This window comes from Helicobacter enhydrae, from assembly GCF_001693335.1.
Classification (GTDB): domain Bacteria; phylum Campylobacterota; class Campylobacteria; order Campylobacterales; family Helicobacteraceae; genus Helicobacter_G; species Helicobacter_G enhydrae.
Genome location: NZ_CP016503.1, coordinates 1,160,949 through 1,176,927, shown reverse-complemented (window position 1 = coordinate 1,176,927; position 15,979 = coordinate 1,160,949). Strand labels below are relative to the sequence as shown.

Genomic DNA, 15,979 nt, shown 5'->3' with positions numbered 1-15,979 from the left:
AGCCATATCTAATAATTCTTGGTAGGTGAGATTTTCTCCTTCTTTGATCTTTTGTTAATCAAGCATATCGGAAATATGATCAACTTGTTGATTTTGTTTTTGATTATTTCTAGGAGTCCTTTTATCCTGTTTTCACTTTCTTTTCCTTCTTTTCTTGCTTGTCTTTTTGGATTGATTCTTTTTTCATCTTGCTTATGCTCATCTTTTTGCTCATTCTCTAGTTCATTATCACTTGTTGCCATATCAATCCCTGCTCCTAAAGAAATAGCAGCATTAAGCTTATCAAGAAAAGAATCATCACCAAAAAGTATATCAACACTTTCTTTGATTCCTTGCCATTCTTTTCCTACAAACCTTTTGAATTCTTCTAGGCTTGGAGCTTTCTTATATTTGGAAACATAATCCGCAGTAAATCTTAAAAGCTGTTACTATAACCCTATTATCCCTCTCTCCATTCCCCATAGCATCATTAACATAAGCCTTGATATTTCTTACATTCCCCTCTTGCAGTATCTTTGAGTTTGCATATCTAGCATTCCACTCTTGAGTGCTGATTGTATTGGTATTCTTATTAATCGCGATGAGCTTGAGATCCCAGCCACAACTCTTGAAAATGCTTTTAGAATCGCTTATAGCGATAAAAAAAGCAGTGCTATCGAGGTTCTATCAGATTTGAAAAGACGCAATAAGTTGGATGAACTCAAATCTGTTTTTCCAAATTTTGATTACATTTATGACAAAGGATGTCGCACACTCAAATTCAGTGGAGTTTTGAAAAATTCCTAAATATCACTATTGTTTAATGTCAAATAATGGTTTTTAATTATTAAGTAATGTATGAAATTACGCCCTACCAATATTTATCAATATTTCTAAGCAATTTAGAGTGTTTTTAAATCTTTTTCTCACTTCCTTATTTTAACTTCTAGAGTTTGTCTTTCTCCAAGATTGGTATAACACAAATACGCCCCTCCTTGTTTTTGGATTAATTTATCAAGAGAAATCATTTTGTTTAGCAAGAGATGTAAAACAGAATTATCATCCCCAAGACGCAGAAAAAACAATTCATTGTGTTTAAAATTTGAGAGATAAAGTTCTAAGATAGTAGCATCAAGATGAGCAACCTTGTAAATACAAACCTTTTGATTACCTTGTCCAATCTGTAAGATTTTGCAATCGCGTTCTAATTCTTTTCTTGTTCTTTGTGCTGTATCGCTCAGCATTTTTATGGGAGAAGGAGAATGTATAATAAGAAAAATCTGATAAGGAATTGCACAATAATAATATGATTTTTGATAGTTAATGTTGGCAGAGAGTTCTTGAAACACAATCCCCAAACCTGCCATAAAATATGCAGTATTTTTCAGAGAAAATGGAGCTTCAAGAACAAGTGTTAGATGTTTTAAGTTCTTGTTTTTGTCAAACTCTAGTTTTTGCTGTTTGTGTGGATTGTTTGGATTAGGGGAATAGGGAAGCTGATTTTCAGTAATTAGATTTGTATCATTATACATAAGAGCAAGAGCAAGAAATTGCAGTCTGTCGATTCGATCATATTGATTGATATTTTCGCTTTGATTTTGAGTGTTGAGTTTTTCAAAATCAATAATATAAGATGGATTCATAGCAAAATAATAATCAATAATTTTTCCAAGTATGGCATTGATTTTTTTTTGATATTTTCCATTTACATTAAGCTCTATAAGCTCAATCACACCTTTTTCTAATTTCCAATATTCTTCATCGCTCCATCCCCCTCCATTCCACAGACAATATTTAAAATCGTCATTCAATCTAAGAAGTTTTTTTAGATCGCTGTTTATTTTGTTTTTAGTCTTCAATTTTCTTTTTCTCACTTCCTTATTTTAACTTCTAGAGTTTGTCTTTCTCCAAGATTGGTATAACACAAATACGCCCCTCCTTGTTTTTGGATTAATTTATCAAGAGAAATCATTTTGTTTAGCAAGAGATGTAAAACAGAATTATCATCCCCAAGACGCAGAAAAAACAATTCATTGTGTTTAAAATTTGAGAGATAAAGTTCTAAGATAGTAGCATCAAGATGAGCAACCTTGTAAATACAAACCTTTTGATTACCTTGTCCAATCTGTAAGATTTTGCAATCGCGTTCTAATTCTTTTCTTGTTCTTTGTGCTGTATCGCTCAGCATTTTTATGGGAGAAGGAGAATGTATAATAAGAAAAATCTGATAAGGAATTGCACAATAATAATATGATTTTTGATAGTTAATGTTGGCAGAGAGTTCTTGAAACACAATCCCCAAACCTGCCATAAAATATGCAGTATTTTTCAGAGAAAATGGAGCTTCAAGAACAAGTGTTAGATGTTTTAAGTTCTTGTTTTTGTCAAACTCTAGTTTTTGCTGTTTGTGTGGATTGTTTGGATTAGGGGAATAGGGAAAGCTTTTTTTGATTAATTTTGTATTGTTAAACAAAAGAGCTAGGACAAGAGATTTGAATCGATCAATGCGTTCTTGTATTCCTATATAACCATTTTGATTATCTACATTTAAATCGTTAAAATAAATGCTGCAGCCATGAGTTTCTTGCATAAGAAAATACACTTCAATAATTTTTCCAAGTATGGCATTGATTTTTTTTTGATATTTGCCATTTACATTAAGCTCTATAAGCTCAATCACACCTTTTTCTAATTTCCAATATTCTTCATCGCTCCATCCTCTCTCATCCCATAAGCAATGTCTAAAATTATTGTCCTCTAAAAAATCTTCAAAATGTTGATTTGAAAAGTTTCTAAATACATCATAGGGAATATTCATTTTCCTATCCTTTCTGTCAAATCCTTATTAAAGGTTCCATTGCGTCTAGTTGGCGTTAGATCATCCGCCGTTTTTGCCTCCTTCCATGCACCCCCAGAATGAGAATCTGTGTCTCTTGTGATAACACTTCGTTTTTTGGTATGTTGATAAATTGTCTCTCCATGAGATTTTCTATTGGTTTTTTGATAACCCAATTCTTTTGCAATTTTCTCAGCCTCATCTTTTTGAATTTTTCCCTCTCTTTTAAATCGATCTTCATCCTTCTTATCTCCATCTCCCTTATTCCCACCATTGGCACTACCACCATTCCCTTTATTTGAATAGGGGGTATTTTGTGTTTTAGGGCTATCATCACTTGTTGCCATATAATAAATGGATTTGAAATCAATCCCTGTTCCCAAAGAAATAGCAGCATTAAGCTTATCAAGAAAAGAATCATCACCAAAAAGTATATCAACATCTTCTTTGATTCCTTGCTATTCTGTAATAATGTGTATGAAATCAAAGTGGGGGGTTGGGGGGTGTTAGGTGCGATGTGTGCGTGGTTTGAGGGTGGTTTTTTTAAAATCAAAGTGAGGGTAAAAATTAGGAATTTTTAGGACATTTTTTGAACGATTTTTGACAATCTTTAGAACATCATTGCGACACATCAGAAAATAATCATCAATCAACCCCCTAAAATGCGTAATTTGAGCCATTTGACACTTAAAAAATGGGTTTGTATGGGGATTTGGCTACAAAAGAATATTCAAAAAGCCTTTAAAGCCCTTTTAAACGGAGTTTAAAGGGTTAGATGATACATCTTAAAACCTTACCAATGACAATGAACTCGATCTGGGATTCTGAGATGGAGTAGCTTTTGTAGTCCTTGTTTGCAGAGATGATGTCTAAAATATTGCGTGCTGGGTCAAGTTGGAGGAGCTTCACCATCAATTGATTGGCGTAGTTGATGATGTAGAGCCCATCTCCTTTGAATTCCCTGCTTTCCTCAAAAATCACCCAACTATCAGGATAGAGCATAGGAATCATTGAGTAGCCCTCTACTTTGATGGCTTTGAGCTTGTGCTGGGGAATGGATTTGAAAAAGGCTTTGTCGATGGTGAGTGTTTCTCCACTCTCATAGCAGCATAGATCTAGGAGTTCGTTTCCTCCTCCTGCTTGGGCGTGGAGGGTGAGCTTGGGGATATTGTAGTAGGAGTTTGGATCGCTGGAGGGACTAACGCACTCACTTACGCACTCATTTTGAGGGACTTTTTGACTTATGGACAACTTATGGACATTGTTTTCTTGACTTATGGACAACTTATGGACATTTTTTTCTTGACTAACTGACAACTTACTGACATTTTTTTCTTGACTAACTGACAACTTACTGACATTTTGATCTATTAAGAAATCTAATGAAACATTAAAAAAAAGAGCAATCTTTTGCAAATCATTGTTCTTGATAGATCGTGTTTCGCCTCTTTCTATCCTTCCGATTTTTTTAACATCGACTCCTAAAAAATTTGCCAGCTCTTGTTGTGTTTTTCCCTTTGCAATACGCATCTCCGCAATCTTTTTTCCAAAATAAACCATTTGTGTCCTTTTTTATTGACAAAAATACCAAAAATGCCCTATAATTCTACCCACTAAGATAGAATTCTATCAGAAAGGAGCAAAGACTATGCCAAAGAACAAGAACAAAACTTTAGCTCAAAAAATGAGAGATAAGGGGATAGTGCTCTCTGTGTGGGCTCAGGCTAAGGGAATGAGCCAAAAAGATATCAGGCTTCTGTGGCAGATTTCTCAGGGGTTGGTTAAGGGGGCTAGGGGGAGGGCTAAGGAATTGAAAGAGGCATTAGAAAAAGATGGGATCAAGGTAGGATAGGCGGAATAATGGCTTGGGTGAGTAGTAGGGAGTTTCTGACTTTAAAAAATTTTTGCATAGAAAAGGACAAAAATGTCCTTCATCAAAAAGTGACTCGTGCAAAAGTAAAGCAAAAAAGAGTAGTTCGTTTTGGTGAATATTTTTTTATTTTCTCCTACACCCAAGGTATTGGGCGTGGTGGTAGGGTCCTTAGAATCTGGGATGAGCCATTCTCTAGTGAAGAGGAAGCCCAAAGCTTCTATGAAAGAGAGGTGCTGGGTGGGGCATTGGAGATGAGTGCAAAGAATAAAGATCATTTGAGTGGCTCTGCTAGCAATGGAGGTCTTTTGAGTGGTGGGGGTGGCTCTGCTGGTGGCTCTGTTGGGGCTGGTTTGGGTGGGGGTGGCTCTGCTGGGGGTTCTGCTCTTTTGAGTGGTGGCTCTGCTCTTTTGGGTGTGGAGGGGATCAAGCCTAGTGTCTATGATCGCTCTTATCTGCTCGCTTTGGAGAAACAAAGGGTGGTGCAAGAATGGAATAGAGCCAAAAAAGAGAAAATGAGGGCAAAAGATTTCATCTATGCTCTCAATGCCAAAGGGGAATATAGCTTTGAGCTAAGTGAAAACAAGCTTTTTGCTTGGCTAAGGGCTTATAAACAAGGAGGGCTGGAGGCTCTGAGAGATACAAGGGGGAAAAATCGCAATGGGGAGAATAAAATCAAGGAGCTAGAGTGTGAGGAGCTAGTGGTCTCCCTCATCAAAGCAAGTAAGGGGGGAGTGAATCTCAATAGTATGCACAGGGCATTGCATATCTTGCTGCACAGAGAGGGGAAGTTTGATTTTGAGGTGTTTAACTCTAGGAGGGGGGAGGCTGTGAGCTATAGCGTGTTGCGACGCTTCGTGCAGGAATGGCTAAGAAAGCATCCAATGAGCAAAAAACTCATCGAAAAAGGAAGTGATAGCGTGGTCTCAAGTTTCGCTCCTGCTGTGGGTGAGGCTAGAAGGGGCATCACTCTCAATGAAATCGTAGAGATTGATGGGAGCAGTCTAGATCTCATCATCGATGCAAGAGAGTATGCAGAAATGCTGGGGGTGAGTGTGGAGGGAGAGTGGCAGAAGAGATTCACTCTCATCCAACTTATCGATACTTACTCTAAAGTGAGGAGTTTTTTCATCTGTGAGAGTGAGAATAAGCTAGGGGTGGCAAGAGCTATCGCAAAATATATCAGCAAGTTTGGCAAACCCAAAATCATCCGTGGGGATAATGGGAGGGCGTTTGTGAGTCAAGATGTGCAGGCGTGTCTAGAAAATCTGGGGATAGAATATGAGAGAACTCCTGCTTATAGTGGGTGGTGCAAGCCTTTTGTGGAAAAGAGCTTTGGGACATTGCAAAACCATCTAATGGAATGGATGAAGGGGTATATCGGGCATTCTGTCAGTCAGAGGCAGGCGATCGAGTTTTTCTTTGATCGTAAGGAGAGGAGGCTAAAGAGGGGGCATAAGACACATCTAGAAAATCTGCATTTGCTTAGTGAGCTTAATGTGATTTTGGATGATTATGTCGAGGCGGTGCTGCTCAACTCTTATGATGAGGCTCTGGGGGTGTCTCCAAGAGAGGCATTTGAAAGCAAAAGGAATGAAGCTAGGGCAATCCACGAATACGAGCTCTCTGCCAAACTGCTGCCTGCGATGAAAAGAAGTGTGGGCAAAGAGGGAGTGAGCGTGGGTGGGTATAAGTGGGTGCATCCTAAGATGTTTGAGCATTCCTCTATCTATATCACACAGAATATCAATAATCTATATCAGAGCTTTGTGTTTGATTTGGAGATGAATTTTTTGGGGGAGGCGGTCATCAAAGATGGGAATGATCCATTGGTGGCAGAAATGGCACAGAGTGCCAAAAGAGAACATCAGAAACGCTTGAGGGCAATCAAGAAGGGAGTGGAGGCTTCACGCAAGGAGGTGGAGGAAGGATTTTTGGAGGGTGTGAGGAAAATCAAGGAGGGGGCTACAAGAATAGAACCCCCCAAACTCAAGCCCCTCAACTCTGTAATGGAGAGAGAAGTCAAGCTCAAGGAAGCAAGTGAGGGGGGAGAACTTGAGAAATACACTCTTTCAAAAAACCTCCAAAAGAGCAAAAAAGACTATAGCTGGGAGGCTTGTGTTCTCAATAAGGCTTAAAGCTTTGGGTTAGGTTTCCCACCAAAAAATCAAGTTCTTTGAAAATGCAATGTTAATGCTCCAAGTGAGCCCACCACCTTCACCACCTTCACCACAACCCATAAAATAGGGAGGTTTGATGTGGTGGTCTCATTTGGGGTTTTAACCTCATAAAAAACAAAAGGAGAAGGAATGGAAGCGATAGAACTATCTCAAGTGAGAGCCGACTTAGAAGCTTTTATGAGCAGAGAAAATGTGTCTCAAGCCTCTTTAAGTCGTGCTCTGGGTGTCAGTGCAAGTGCGATTTCACTTTTTGTGAAAGACAAATACACTGGAAAAAGTGAGGAGCTTGCAGAAAAAATCAAGCTCTACATTGCCAATTTTAGCAAAAGAGAGCAAAAGGTGGAAACAAAGCTCTATGAGAGCAAGGATAAAAGAATGAGTGATTTTGTGATTTCTGAGGCGATTGAGAATAGAGAGATCGCCATCATCACAGGAGAAGCTGGGAGTGGGAAAAGCAGTATCGCCAAAGAGTGGAGCAAAAGCCACCCCAATGTCGTGCTCATCGAAGCCACACTGCATACTACTGCAAGTGTGTTGCTCAAAGAGCTATGCGTCAGATTTGGAGTTAATGGAGGCTCTAATCTGCACGAGAGTGTTAGCAATATCGCTAAATACCTAAAGAGTGCTGATGTGGTGCTGATGATTGATGAGGCGGAGCATCTGCCCCTAAGAGCATTGGAAGATCTACGCAGGATTTGGGATTTTAGCGGTGTGCCTTTGGTGCTGTTTGGGACTGAGATCTTAGTAAGGAATCTAGTGGGAAAAAATGGAGAGTTGCGTCAGCTCTATAGTCGGATCGGAGGAAAATACAAGATGAAGGGGCTAGATAAGAAGGAATGCAAAGAGGTGTTCTGTGAGGAAATCTATCCCTACACTCTGGGGAATTTCAGAGCAAGCTCCAAACTCTACAAAAGAGCTAGGAGACTAGCAGAGCTTCATAGTGAGCCACTGAGTGAAGAAATCATCAAGAATGCTGTGAATATGGTGATTTTATGATTGGGGTGGTGAGAGTGCGTGGAAAGGCTGGAGTTTTGGTGCTCAAAAAAACTCTGATTGCTGGGGAGAGAGATTTTGGAATTTGTCAAGAGTGAAGCAAAATCTCATCGGCTTGGGAGTGTTGAGAATGCTACAAAGCTAGTGGAAGAGGCTCAAAAAAGGGGGATTATCGCGTATTTGGAGGAAAAAATATGAAAAGACTGATTGAATGGCTATTTGGGAGAGGCAAGGTGGAGATCATCAGGGGGAGAAAGGCTGGGTATAGCTCTAGGTATTTTGAGGTGCAGGGGGAGTTTATCGCGATCAAGTCTGGGGAAAATAAGGGGTTTGTGGTGGATATCGTGGAAGGTCGCTAGAGACTACAAAAAAGGGGGCAGTAGTCTTTGTGGGGTTTTCCCAAAAAAACAAAAAGGAGGATCAATGGAAGAACCTAAGTTGATTTGCTATGTGGCAAGTCCGGTGAAAAATATCCTAGAGCTAGAAAACTACACGCCCAAAGCTTGGCAAAGAGTGATGGATATGGCAGAGAGTGGGTGCAGAGAGGTGAAAGAGAGGGGCTATATCCCCCTTTCTCCTGTGCTGCTTTTTGCAAAAGTGTATTGCGAGGAGAAGCAGAGAGAGGAAGCACTCAAAGATGGGTTGGCACTTCTTGCTAAGTGTCATTGCTTCTATGAAGTCAAGAGTGCTTATAAGAGTGAGGGGGTGGCAAAAGAAAGAGAAGTGGCGATTGATTTGGGGCTTGCCCTACTAAACTAAAGGAGCGAAAATGGAAATCAAAAATTATGAAGATGTGGACAAGGCACTTAGAAGAATCTGTGAGTGCGAGGTGGAGATCGGAAGGATTGAAGGAGAGGTGACACTCAAAGTCAATGAGATCAAAGAGGCTTATAAGAATGATGTGGGCAAGCTAGAGAATGAGAGAAACTATCTCAAGCAGTGCATTGAGGGCTTTTGCAATGAGCATAAGGCAGATTTTGTGGATAAGAGAAGCAAGGAGCTAGTGTATGGAAGCATCGGCTATCGCGTCAGTAAGAGTGTGAGCCTGCCAAGAGTGAAAGCAAAGGTGGAAGCTTTGATTAGCACCATCAAGAAGTTTGGGCTCAAAGAGTGTATCCTCTATGAAGAGAAGCCCAATAAGGAGGCTTTGAGTGAGCTTGATGAGGCGAGCTTGGTCAAGCTTGGACTCAAAAGAGAGGTGAAAGATAACTTTCGGATTGAGCCAAAGATTGAGAGCTTGTCATTGGAGGGGTAACCCTCTAATGAGGCTAGTTTAAAGGGCATTAAAATGCCTTTTAAAGTGGGTTTGGGAAGTCAAAAAAGAAGGAAAGGAAATGTGGGAGAAGTTTGAAAAAATCAAAGCGTTAAGGAGTTTGTGGCTAGATGTGGTCAAACTTCCAATAGTGGGGATCAATCTAGAAAATGATATTTTACGCATCACACTATCGCACCCCGCTCATCTGCAAGAATGGAGAATGAAGGAGGAGGTGTTTTTGGAGGAGCTAAGGAGGGAGTATAAAAAAAGGGGGCTCAAAAAGGTCGCGGTGTTCAAAAAAATCGTGTGCAAGGTGAATGGGGGAGTGGAGACAAAGAAAGAGGAAAAAGAGGAGGATCTAAGCTATGAGGAAAGAGCTAGGGGGGAGTTTGTCAATCATTGCACAAATGAGAGGCTTGCTGGAATGTTTGAAAAAATCAGAGAAATCATAAGGAGTAGGAATGACAGAGAAACAAAGGCAATATCGTAATGCACTTTTGAGAAAAATCCACACCCACCCAAAATACAAAGAAATCAAGGGTGCTCAAGCTTGGGGGGATTATCTATATGTGAGGTTTGGGGTGAGTAGCTCTAAGGAGCTTGGAATAGAGGAACTCCTCTCTTTGATTGATAGTCTAAATGGATATGAGAATGGGAGGGGCAAAGATATCAGAGGGAGAGTGATGCTTTTTGGCTCTAGACAAGATCAAAAGATCGCTTTGTTGCTTGAGGATTTGGGAATGAGGGGAATGATTGGTGAGTTTATCTATCGCCAAACTAAGAAAAGAACGCTAGAGGAATGCAGCACAAAAGAAAAGACAAAGATCATCATCGGACTAGAAAAAATCAAAAGGGAGAGACAATGAGAGGCGTGCTCAAAGAGATCTGTGAGAGTTATAAAGAGGGAATGAGTTGGGAGAAAATCTGCAAGAAATATGGAGGGGTGAATATCTATGTGCCCAAAGTGATCCCAAGTGTGAGGGAGCAAATCTTGGAGGAGTATAATGGGTATAATAAGGTTTTTTTGGCTCACAAATACAATCTGAGTGTGAGGAGTGTGGAGAAGATTGTGAGGGAGTGGAATAGGAATAGTCTATCTTGATGTATTTTTGACATTTTTTGGGGTTTTTTATAAAATCCTGCACCCAAACTATAAAGAAGGAAAAAAATGAAAACTTTGATTTATGGAACGCTCATCACATCAGGATTGTTGTTTATTGGATGTTCGCAAGTCACTTCACCGGCTATTGGTTCATTTTATACAGGAACAAAATCCGCCATTATGGCTACTGGGGAAACGATTGATGAGAGCAAAAAGAAAGTGGGCGAGGCTGAATGTATAGTCATTCTTGGTTTTGCAACAGGGGATTGTAGTATTGAGACTGCAGCAAAGAGTGCAGGGATCAAAAAGGTTCATTATGTGGATGGAGAGTCTTTGAATGTGCTTGGGATTTTTGGAAAGTACAAAGTGATCGTCACTGGGGAGTGATTAAAATCCAAAATGCTTCTTGATTGCCTGCTTGATACTTCTCTTTAGATCCCCTGGGATTTTGCCTTTGTGGGTGGGGAGATAGGCTCTAGGGGGGATAAAAGCCTTTCCCCCTTTGCCTGCGTGCCCTCCAAACTGATGAATGGGAGCATAGCTTAGGTTGCTTCCAATGCTCACTTTATCCACTCTATTGTTTCTAGCTATGATACTAGCTTTCAGCACTCCTGTGTCTTGTAGGATTTTTTGCTTGAGTGGTTTTTTCTTTTTGGTGGGAGCCCAAGGATTGCCAAAGGGATCTCTCTCTTTTTCAAAGGAATCCATAGTTTTTTGGTAAAGGGCGTCTTGGGTGTGGTAGAGAATGGGGGTGAGGTCTTGGGCTTTTTTGCTTAGATCTTGCAAAAAGGCAGAGAGAGAGTTTAAATCTTTCATATCATTTTCCACAAAAGCAGTTTTGATGGTCTAGTGCAATATCTGGCGTTTGGAATTCTTTGGCATATTGGAATTCTTTGGCAAATTCTTTGGCATACTCAAGAAGGCTTTTTGGCTTAAAGGTTTGGTTGATACAATTGAGCTCTTTTGCCCTTTTTTCCATATCAAGTGCGATTTGATAAAGCTCTGGATAATATTTCCAAAGGGTAAAAAGGCTTTTTTTGCTTTGTTTGGGGCAGAAAAAGCACCCTGTTCTTTGGAAGTGGTTGTAGAGTGGGTTGAAAAGTTGGCGTTTTTTCAAAAAAACATCTATCTCTTTTTCATTCCATTTCCATTGGTGGAGGGGGTAGATAGAGATGCCATAGTCTAGGTTTGAGACTCTGCCCTTCTCCACTTCATCGTAAGTGTAGCCTATAAGAATGTTGTTTTTGAATTTTTGGGGAGATTGGGAGAGGATAAACTCTTTGCTGGGTTTTGCTTTGGTTTCTCTGGTGCAAAAAGAAGGTCCTAGCATTTTTGGCAATCCCCTCAACTTCCCTTTGTGCTCTCCTCTTGTGATGGGGTAAGCGAAGCTCCAATGCTCAATCTCTTTGGTTTTGTCAATCTTTGTGATTTGTTTGTTGAATTCTTTCTGCAAGTATGAATCTAGCTTTTGGATATAGTCGTGCATTTGAGGGAACTCATAACCTGTATCACAAAAGAGTATAAAATCAAGAGGTTTTCCTAACTCTAGCCATCTGATAACCATTGCAGTGCTATCACGCCCCCCACTCAAATTTGCAAAAAACATATTTACCTTTCTCTAATAAAATTTAGCTGCCTTAGGAAAAGCAAGGAGTCAGCTTGAGACACTTCTCTACCTCATAGGAGCATAGGGCGTGGGTCTATCCTTTACCACGACTAAGGTTTTGTTTCTCTCTAGCTTTCTTTTTTCTCTTAAAATCTTTTTTTCACTATCAATTCCTACCAAAGAACTCACCCATATTTCATTTTTCTCTTTGATGTGTTTTAGAGCCAAACGATAATGTCTGTCAAACTTTTTGCTTATAAGAATGAGGTAACGCTCATCTTTGGGATCTGTATAGAGAGAATCAATGTTTTCTAGTATGTAGGGAATGAGGCTGTAGTCAAAGGCGTCAATCTCTGGGTGTTTGCTCTTGTGGCGTCTCATCGTATCTGCAACAATCCCCACTTCTTTTGGCCCCAAAAGAGAAGTGAGGGTGCTGGGGATAGAGCCAATAGAGTAAGGGGTTTTTAGATCAGGGCTATCATAAAGCCTCCTTAGAGCTTTGAAGGTTTTCTCTCTTTTTTTAGCTCTGTTTGCAATGAGTGGAGAGCTTTTGAGGCGGTTTTGTTGTGGGAGTGGGCTTCTAGCTTTTTGGCGATGATGTGGGCTAAGTGGGAGCTAGTGGAGGAGGAGGCAAAGGGGTTGGCAATAGAGCTAATGGGTGGGGTGGAGGAAGGAGTCCAACCTTTTTGCTCTAAATCATAGGAGCTAAAAATATCAATCCTACAACGGCAGCCCCAATCAAGTGGAGGGGTGTGGGTGTCCCAAAAGGAGTGATTCCTAGGTAAGATTGTCCCGTGCAAAACACGATGGGTGGGTCTTGTCGCAGAGTCAAGAACGCAGGAAAATCTAAAAAACCAACCATCTTCTATCCCCTCTCTATCTTTGGGGGTTTTAAAAGCTGGACGGCTCATCATCTCCATCTTTCTCCCTGACGCGTAGGCGTTTTTGAGATTGTGGGCATAGATTTTCTTTAGTCTTTTGGGGTTTGCTCCCTCCCAACCCTCTATCAAGTTTGCATTTGCCTTTTTCCACTCTGAAAAACTCTGCCCTTTGAGCATTGCAAGAGCTATGGAGTTTTGGAATGCACTCAAGCGGTCAATATTTGTAATCCCACTAATGGTGAAGGCAGTTTGAGCGGTGTGGTGTCTGAAGTCTGCTTTGTCTCTCAAAGCAAGGGGTTTTTTGCTCAAAAGATAGGCAATAGCCTGCAAAGGAGGGGTGGTAAAATCTAGCATTTAAGCCTCATTGAGCGCCCCTTTGATTGTAGCATTTGTGAGGTATTTCATCAACTCCTCCTCTAGTGCTTCAATCTCTGCTGCATTAAATCTCTCTAAGATTTTCTCTTGCACTTCCTCAAAGCTTGAGCTCTCATTGATGAGAGACTCTAAGATCGTGGGCAATGGGAGCTTGAATTTGTCTAGGGGGAGGGAGTGTTTGGTTTGGTTGGCTTCTAGGGAGAGAGTGTGGTTGAGATTTGGGGTGGGGTCTAGCTTTTTTAGCCCTTTGATTTTGAAGGTTTTCTCTAGATGCTCAATAGGGATCTCATATCCCATACCTGTAAGATTGAGATATACCTCGCTTTGGGTTTTTTCATCGATTTCGGTATTGGAGTCAAAGCCAAAGGAAAAGGGGGCAGGATTTGAGAAGTTGAGGCTTAGAGTCAGCTCTATGAGGTTTTGCACGCTTTCTCCCAAAAGCAAACTATCGTGCTCGCTAATGCCTTGCATGATTTTTTCGTGCACTTTGCCTAGGGCTTGGGTGCCATTGAGGGTGGAGTTGCCTGCCAAAACCTGCCCTGTGATGACTTTGGAGATACATTCATCACAATAGCGGATAAACTCTAGGAAGTTTCCTTTGTCTTGGGGGGAGCTTAGGAGCTCTAGAATGTCGTTTTGTGCAAAGAGTGCCACTCCATTGCTTCTAAGCTCTAGAGCACTCTCTAGGATTTCTTTGGCATTTTCTTCGTCATTGATGGCATCTGATCTGATGATGAGGGGAGGGATAGAGAGAGAGTCAAAGAAAAGCATATTTTTGGAAACTACAGAAGCTTTGAGTGAGGCAATGATACAGACTTTGTGCATCAAAGAGCTTTTGAGGAGGTCTCCACTATCTGTGGGGTGGTAAATCAGCCACACATCGCTTCTATCTTTGAGATAGATTTTTGCTCCTGAGTTATATACAAAAAGCTCACCTCTCTCCTCTTGGATATAGGAATGAGGAATCAGTCTAGGGGAGGGGTAGAAAAACTCGCCCTCTTTGCTCCATTCCAAAATAAAGGCAGAAAAGCCATAAGCGATAGAGCTAGAGCAATCAAATAGGAATCTCCTAAAGGAGTGTTTGTGGATAAGGGAGGTGATGAAAGCCTCTTGGGCAGTGTCGGTGGAAGTGCAGACTAGAGGGAGAGAGGTGAGAGCACTTTTGCGTTTGTAAATCTCGCTTGAAATTTGTGTGTCTGTGGCGAGGAGGTAGTCAAAAATAGAGATAAAGGCGTTTAGGTCTTGCTCTTTGAGGGCTTTTTTGGTCAAAGAGTAACTGATCCCTCCTAGTGTGGTTTTGGAGTTGGGGTTGAGCATCAGTGTGGCTCTTTTCTTTTTGAAAAATTTAAACATTAGCTATACCTTTCTTTGATGGATTGGAATCTCCCTTTGAGTTTGGAGGAGATTTTGGCGTTTTTGTAATCGCACACGCTTGAGTGCATAAATGCAAGATAGGCAATGTCTCCACTATCAAGCAAATCATCGTGGGCACATTTGGGATAGGTAGAGAGCTCCTCTTGCAAAAGGGTGCTTTTTTGGTCAATGAGAAAAATAGAGGAGGAAAGAAGTGGGGAGAGGCTATCTAGGCGGACTTCTTTGTGGGCTGTGGGTTTAACCCCAATGATTGGGAGGATTAGGTTTTGCTCATAGAAGGCTTTTTTGAGGCTGTCTTTGAAAAACTCTTGGAATGCGATGCTTTCACAAGCAATCATAATCTTTTTGCAGATTTTGAGCTTTTTGAGCGTGAGGTCTAGGATTTTTTCAATCATTAGATCTGGGGTGATTTTGTATCCATGAGCTTCCCAAAAGAATTGCTTGAGAGGTTTAGAGTAATGCAAAAAGCTCAAAGCAAAATAATCACTCCTTGCTTTGCCCAAAGAGGGATCAATCCCAATATAGATACAATCAATTTGGGAGGGTAAAACCTCATAGGTGCTAAAAGAGCTTAGAGGGGCGTTTTCTCTGTCTAGAGGTTGGTTTTGGAATTCGCTCATAAAGGAGCTTTTGTCTTCTAGATAGTCGCTTAACACATCGCTTGCTTTGATACTAGGATCATCAAGGAGGAAATCTAGAGGGAGGAAGGAGCTAAGGTTTTCTTTGTGGAGCTCATCTAGATTGCTTGGGAAATTGATCACTAGGGGGAAGGATTTGAAGTAGAAATCGCTCCTTTTTTCAATCCTTTTGAGCAAAGAGTCGTAGTGGAGAATAGTGCCTACAATGATGATGTTGTAAGTGGGGTTGGTCCTAGCTGGGAGCTTTAAAACAGCTTTGTTGAACCAAGAGTAGAGTTTGTCTCGCTGGGTGGAGCTTGTGACATTTTCATCGTTTTCGATATCATCACAAACCACCAAATCTGGACGCATACTTAGAAAGTTTGTCCCCCTTAGTTTTTTGCCTGCTCCAAAGGCTTTGAGTTTGCAAGGAATGCCATCGCAACAAAAGCTCATCTCTTCACTTGTGGCACTGAGGAAGGGAGTGAGGGAAAAGTCGCTTTTTAGCCTTATGTTTTCTTGAATCTCAAGGGAGAGTAGCTCGATACTCTCTTTGGCTAGATCTAGAGTGGAGCTAATAATGATGAGATAGCGTTTGTCTCCCCTTAGGAGTTTCCAAAGAGAGAAAAGACGCGTGATGAGTGTGGTTTTGGCTCCTCCTCTGTAGGCTTCTATCAAAATCTTGTTGTGTTTTTGGGATAAGTCCTCAAGGTGGTCATAGATGTAGTTTCTAAACAGAGAAGTTTCGGTGGGGCTTACATGGTGGGAGAGGTAGGTTTGGACAAAAAATCGAAAATCAGTTTTGGCTTTTTGCACTCTTTTTGCTTTGTCTTTGTCATTTAATGCAGGAAGTGCTTTTAAAAAGCTTTGGAGTTCTTTGAGGTTATTCATATCGCCCCTTATGTTTTAAA

The 15,979-nt window shown here is 40.7% G+C and carries 23 protein-coding genes; 11 read left to right on the top strand and 12 right to left on the bottom strand.

The genetic code is table 11. From position 1 onward, the window contains the following. Positions 1–8: 8 nt before the first annotated feature. On the bottom strand, positions 9–242 hold the full coding sequence (locus BBW65_RS05655; protein ID WP_066340880.1) for a hypothetical protein: 234 nt from the start codon (positions 240–242) through the stop codon (positions 9–11). Positions 243–543: 301 nt separating this feature from the next. Between BBW65_RS05655 and BBW65_RS05650 the strand changes: the two genes are divergently transcribed. Continuing rightward, positions 544–786 (top strand): hypothetical protein, encoded by a 243-nt coding sequence (locus BBW65_RS05650; protein ID WP_066340878.1) that lies wholly within the window; start codon positions 544–546, stop codon positions 784–786. Positions 787–905: 119 nt separating this feature from the next. Here BBW65_RS05650 and BBW65_RS05645 read toward each other — a convergent pair whose 3' ends face one another. From BBW65_RS05645 to BBW65_RS05630, 5 genes are all read right to left on the bottom strand, one after another. Further along, entirely contained in the window at positions 906–1,853 is a 948-nt protein-coding gene (locus BBW65_RS05645) for an Imm41 family immunity protein (protein ID WP_066340876.1), read from the bottom strand. Next, positions 1,850–2,797: an Imm41 family immunity protein gene (locus BBW65_RS05640; protein ID WP_066340872.1), complete on the bottom strand. Its 948-nt coding sequence runs from the start codon at positions 2,795–2,797 to the stop codon at positions 1,850–1,852. The genes BBW65_RS05645 and BBW65_RS05640 overlap by 4 nt, the downstream gene beginning before the upstream one ends. Continuing rightward, on the bottom strand, positions 2,794–3,162 hold the full coding sequence (locus BBW65_RS05635) for a toxin C-terminal domain-containing protein (protein WP_066340871.1): 369 nt from the start codon (positions 3,160–3,162) through the stop codon (positions 2,794–2,796). The genes BBW65_RS05640 and BBW65_RS05635 overlap by 4 nt, the downstream gene beginning before the upstream one ends. A 159-nt stretch (positions 3,163–3,321) precedes the next feature. Then, positions 3,322–3,495, bottom strand: a complete 174-nt coding sequence (locus BBW65_RS07880) for a hypothetical protein (RefSeq protein WP_199919394.1) — start codon at positions 3,493–3,495, stop codon at positions 3,322–3,324. A gap of 91 nt (positions 3,496–3,586) precedes the next feature. After that, complete coding sequence (locus BBW65_RS05630) at positions 3,587–4,375, bottom strand: XRE family transcriptional regulator (RefSeq protein ID WP_083986094.1); 789 nt, start codon at positions 4,373–4,375, stop codon at positions 3,587–3,589. Positions 4,376–4,463: 88 nt separating this feature from the next. On the opposite strand from BBW65_RS05630, the gene BBW65_RS05625 reads away from it, so the two are divergent. From BBW65_RS05625 to BBW65_RS05585, 10 genes are all read left to right on the top strand, one after another. Then, complete coding sequence (locus BBW65_RS05625; RefSeq protein ID WP_066340870.1) at positions 4,464–4,667, top strand: hypothetical protein; 204 nt, start codon at positions 4,464–4,466, stop codon at positions 4,665–4,667. An 8-nt stretch (positions 4,668–4,675) separates the two neighbouring features. After that, positions 4,676–6,823 (top strand): DDE-type integrase/transposase/recombinase, encoded by a 2,148-nt coding sequence (locus BBW65_RS05620; RefSeq protein WP_066340868.1) that lies wholly within the window; start codon positions 4,676–4,678, stop codon positions 6,821–6,823. 171 nt (positions 6,824–6,994) lie between these two features. Then, a complete protein-coding gene (locus BBW65_RS05615) occupies positions 6,995–7,861 on the top strand; it encodes an AAA family ATPase (protein WP_066340866.1) in 867 nt (288 codons plus the stop codon). 191 nt (positions 7,862–8,052) lie between these two features. Continuing rightward, entirely contained in the window at positions 8,053–8,217 is a 165-nt protein-coding gene (locus BBW65_RS07875) for a hypothetical protein (protein WP_199919393.1), read from the top strand. Between the two features lie 64 nt (positions 8,218–8,281). Next, positions 8,282–8,617 carry a DUF7768 domain-containing protein gene (locus BBW65_RS05610; protein WP_066340865.1) on the top strand — a complete coding sequence of 112 codons (336 nt, stop codon included), beginning with the start codon at positions 8,282–8,284 and terminating at the stop codon, positions 8,615–8,617. A gap of 10 nt (positions 8,618–8,627) precedes the next feature. Further along, complete coding sequence (locus BBW65_RS05605) at positions 8,628–9,113, top strand: host-nuclease inhibitor Gam family protein (RefSeq protein WP_066340862.1); 486 nt, start codon at positions 8,628–8,630, stop codon at positions 9,111–9,113. Positions 9,114–9,192: 79 nt separating this feature from the next. Further along, positions 9,193–9,603: a hypothetical protein gene (locus BBW65_RS05600; RefSeq protein ID WP_066340861.1), complete on the top strand. Its 411-nt coding sequence runs from the start codon at positions 9,193–9,195 to the stop codon at positions 9,601–9,603. Then, the gene (locus tag BBW65_RS05595) at positions 9,575–9,979 is read left to right on the top strand and encodes a phage protein GemA/Gp16 family protein (protein WP_066340858.1); all 405 of its coding nucleotides are present in this window, start codon (positions 9,575–9,577) and stop codon (positions 9,977–9,979) included. Before BBW65_RS05600 ends, BBW65_RS05595 begins: the two co-directional genes overlap by 29 nt. After that, complete coding sequence (locus BBW65_RS05590) at positions 9,976–10,215, top strand: Mor transcription activator family protein (protein WP_066340857.1); 240 nt, start codon at positions 9,976–9,978, stop codon at positions 10,213–10,215. The genes BBW65_RS05595 and BBW65_RS05590 overlap by 4 nt, the downstream gene beginning before the upstream one ends. 66 nt (positions 10,216–10,281) lie before the next feature. Then, positions 10,282–10,602, top strand: a complete 321-nt coding sequence (locus tag BBW65_RS05585; protein WP_066340856.1) for a TRL domain-containing protein — start codon at positions 10,282–10,284, stop codon at positions 10,600–10,602. Here the strand turns inward: BBW65_RS05585 and BBW65_RS05580 are convergent, their stop codons facing one another. From BBW65_RS05580 to BBW65_RS05555, 6 genes are all read right to left on the bottom strand, one after another. Further along, the gene (locus BBW65_RS05580; RefSeq protein ID WP_066340855.1) at positions 10,603–11,031 is read right to left on the bottom strand and encodes a phage virion morphogenesis protein; all 429 of its coding nucleotides are present in this window, start codon (positions 11,029–11,031) and stop codon (positions 10,603–10,605) included. It lies immediately after the preceding gene. 1 nt (position 11,032) lies between these two features. Then, positions 11,033–11,821, bottom strand: a complete 789-nt coding sequence (locus BBW65_RS05575) for a phosphoadenosine phosphosulfate reductase domain-containing protein (protein WP_066340854.1) — start codon at positions 11,819–11,821, stop codon at positions 11,033–11,035. A gap of 66 nt (positions 11,822–11,887) precedes the next feature. Continuing rightward, on the bottom strand, positions 11,888–12,202 hold the full coding sequence (locus BBW65_RS05570) for a hypothetical protein (protein WP_199919392.1): 315 nt from the start codon (positions 12,200–12,202) through the stop codon (positions 11,888–11,890). Between the two features lie 110 nt (positions 12,203–12,312). Then, positions 12,313–13,056, bottom strand: coding sequence for a phage head morphogenesis protein (locus BBW65_RS05565; protein WP_066340852.1), 744 nt, complete (start codon positions 13,054–13,056; stop codon positions 12,313–12,315). Then, positions 13,057–14,430 (bottom strand): phage portal protein family protein, encoded by a 1,374-nt coding sequence (locus BBW65_RS05560; protein WP_083986092.1) that lies wholly within the window; start codon positions 14,428–14,430, stop codon positions 13,057–13,059. Then, the gene (locus BBW65_RS05555) at positions 14,430–15,959 is read right to left on the bottom strand and encodes a hypothetical protein (protein WP_066340851.1); all 1,530 of its coding nucleotides are present in this window, start codon (positions 15,957–15,959) and stop codon (positions 14,430–14,432) included. Before BBW65_RS05555 ends, BBW65_RS05560 begins: the two co-directional genes overlap by 1 nt. Positions 15,960–15,979 lie beyond the last annotated feature (20 nt).

What these genes read in the sequence shown, in the direction of transcription:
- BBW65_RS05655 (WP_066340880.1), bottom strand. Translation starts at nt 242, where the DNA reads ATGGCAACAAGTGATAATGAACTAGAGAATGAGCAAAAAGATGAGCAT.
- BBW65_RS05640 (WP_066340872.1), bottom strand. Translation starts at nt 2,797, where the DNA reads ATGAATATTCCCTATGATGTATTTAGAAACTTTTCAAATCAACATTTT.
- BBW65_RS05635 (WP_066340871.1), bottom strand. Translation starts at nt 3,162, where the DNA reads ATGGCAACAAGTGATGATAGCCCTAAAACACAAAATACCCCCTATTCA.
- BBW65_RS07880 (WP_199919394.1), bottom strand. Translation starts at nt 3,495, where the DNA reads ATGGCTCAAATTACGCATTTTAGGGGGTTGATTGATGATTATTTTCTG.
- BBW65_RS05630 (WP_083986094.1), bottom strand. Translation starts at nt 4,375, where the DNA reads ATGGTTTATTTTGGAAAAAAGATTGCGGAGATGCGTATTGCAAAGGGA.
- BBW65_RS05625 (WP_066340870.1), top strand. Translation starts at nt 4,464, where the DNA reads ATGCCAAAGAACAAGAACAAAACTTTAGCTCAAAAAATGAGAGATAAG.
- BBW65_RS05620 (WP_066340868.1), top strand. Translation starts at nt 4,676, where the DNA reads ATGGCTTGGGTGAGTAGTAGGGAGTTTCTGACTTTAAAAAATTTTTGC.
- BBW65_RS05615 (WP_066340866.1), top strand. Translation starts at nt 6,995, where the DNA reads ATGGAAGCGATAGAACTATCTCAAGTGAGAGCCGACTTAGAAGCTTTT.
- BBW65_RS07875 (WP_199919393.1), top strand. Translation starts at nt 8,053, where the DNA reads ATGAAAAGACTGATTGAATGGCTATTTGGGAGAGGCAAGGTGGAGATC.
- BBW65_RS05610 (WP_066340865.1), top strand. Translation starts at nt 8,282, where the DNA reads ATGGAAGAACCTAAGTTGATTTGCTATGTGGCAAGTCCGGTGAAAAAT.
- BBW65_RS05605 (WP_066340862.1), top strand. Translation starts at nt 8,628, where the DNA reads ATGGAAATCAAAAATTATGAAGATGTGGACAAGGCACTTAGAAGAATC.
- BBW65_RS05600 (WP_066340861.1), top strand. Translation starts at nt 9,193, where the DNA reads ATGTGGGAGAAGTTTGAAAAAATCAAAGCGTTAAGGAGTTTGTGGCTA.
- BBW65_RS05595 (WP_066340858.1), top strand. Translation starts at nt 9,575, where the DNA reads ATGACAGAGAAACAAAGGCAATATCGTAATGCACTTTTGAGAAAAATC.
- BBW65_RS05590 (WP_066340857.1), top strand. Translation starts at nt 9,976, where the DNA reads ATGAGAGGCGTGCTCAAAGAGATCTGTGAGAGTTATAAAGAGGGAATG.
- BBW65_RS05585 (WP_066340856.1), top strand. Translation starts at nt 10,282, where the DNA reads ATGAAAACTTTGATTTATGGAACGCTCATCACATCAGGATTGTTGTTT.
- BBW65_RS05580 (WP_066340855.1), bottom strand. Translation starts at nt 11,031, where the DNA reads ATGAAAGATTTAAACTCTCTCTCTGCCTTTTTGCAAGATCTAAGCAAA.
- BBW65_RS05575 (WP_066340854.1), bottom strand. Translation starts at nt 11,821, where the DNA reads ATGTTTTTTGCAAATTTGAGTGGGGGGCGTGATAGCACTGCAATGGTT.
- BBW65_RS05570 (WP_199919392.1), bottom strand. Translation starts at nt 12,202, where the DNA reads ATGAGACGCCACAAGAGCAAACACCCAGAGATTGACGCCTTTGACTAC.
- BBW65_RS05565 (WP_066340852.1), bottom strand. Translation starts at nt 13,056, where the DNA reads ATGCTAGATTTTACCACCCCTCCTTTGCAGGCTATTGCCTATCTTTTG.
- BBW65_RS05560 (WP_083986092.1), bottom strand. Translation starts at nt 14,430, where the DNA reads ATGTTTAAATTTTTCAAAAAGAAAAGAGCCACACTGATGCTCAACCCC.
- BBW65_RS05555 (WP_066340851.1), bottom strand. Translation starts at nt 15,959, where the DNA reads ATGAATAACCTCAAAGAACTCCAAAGCTTTTTAAAAGCACTTCCTGCA.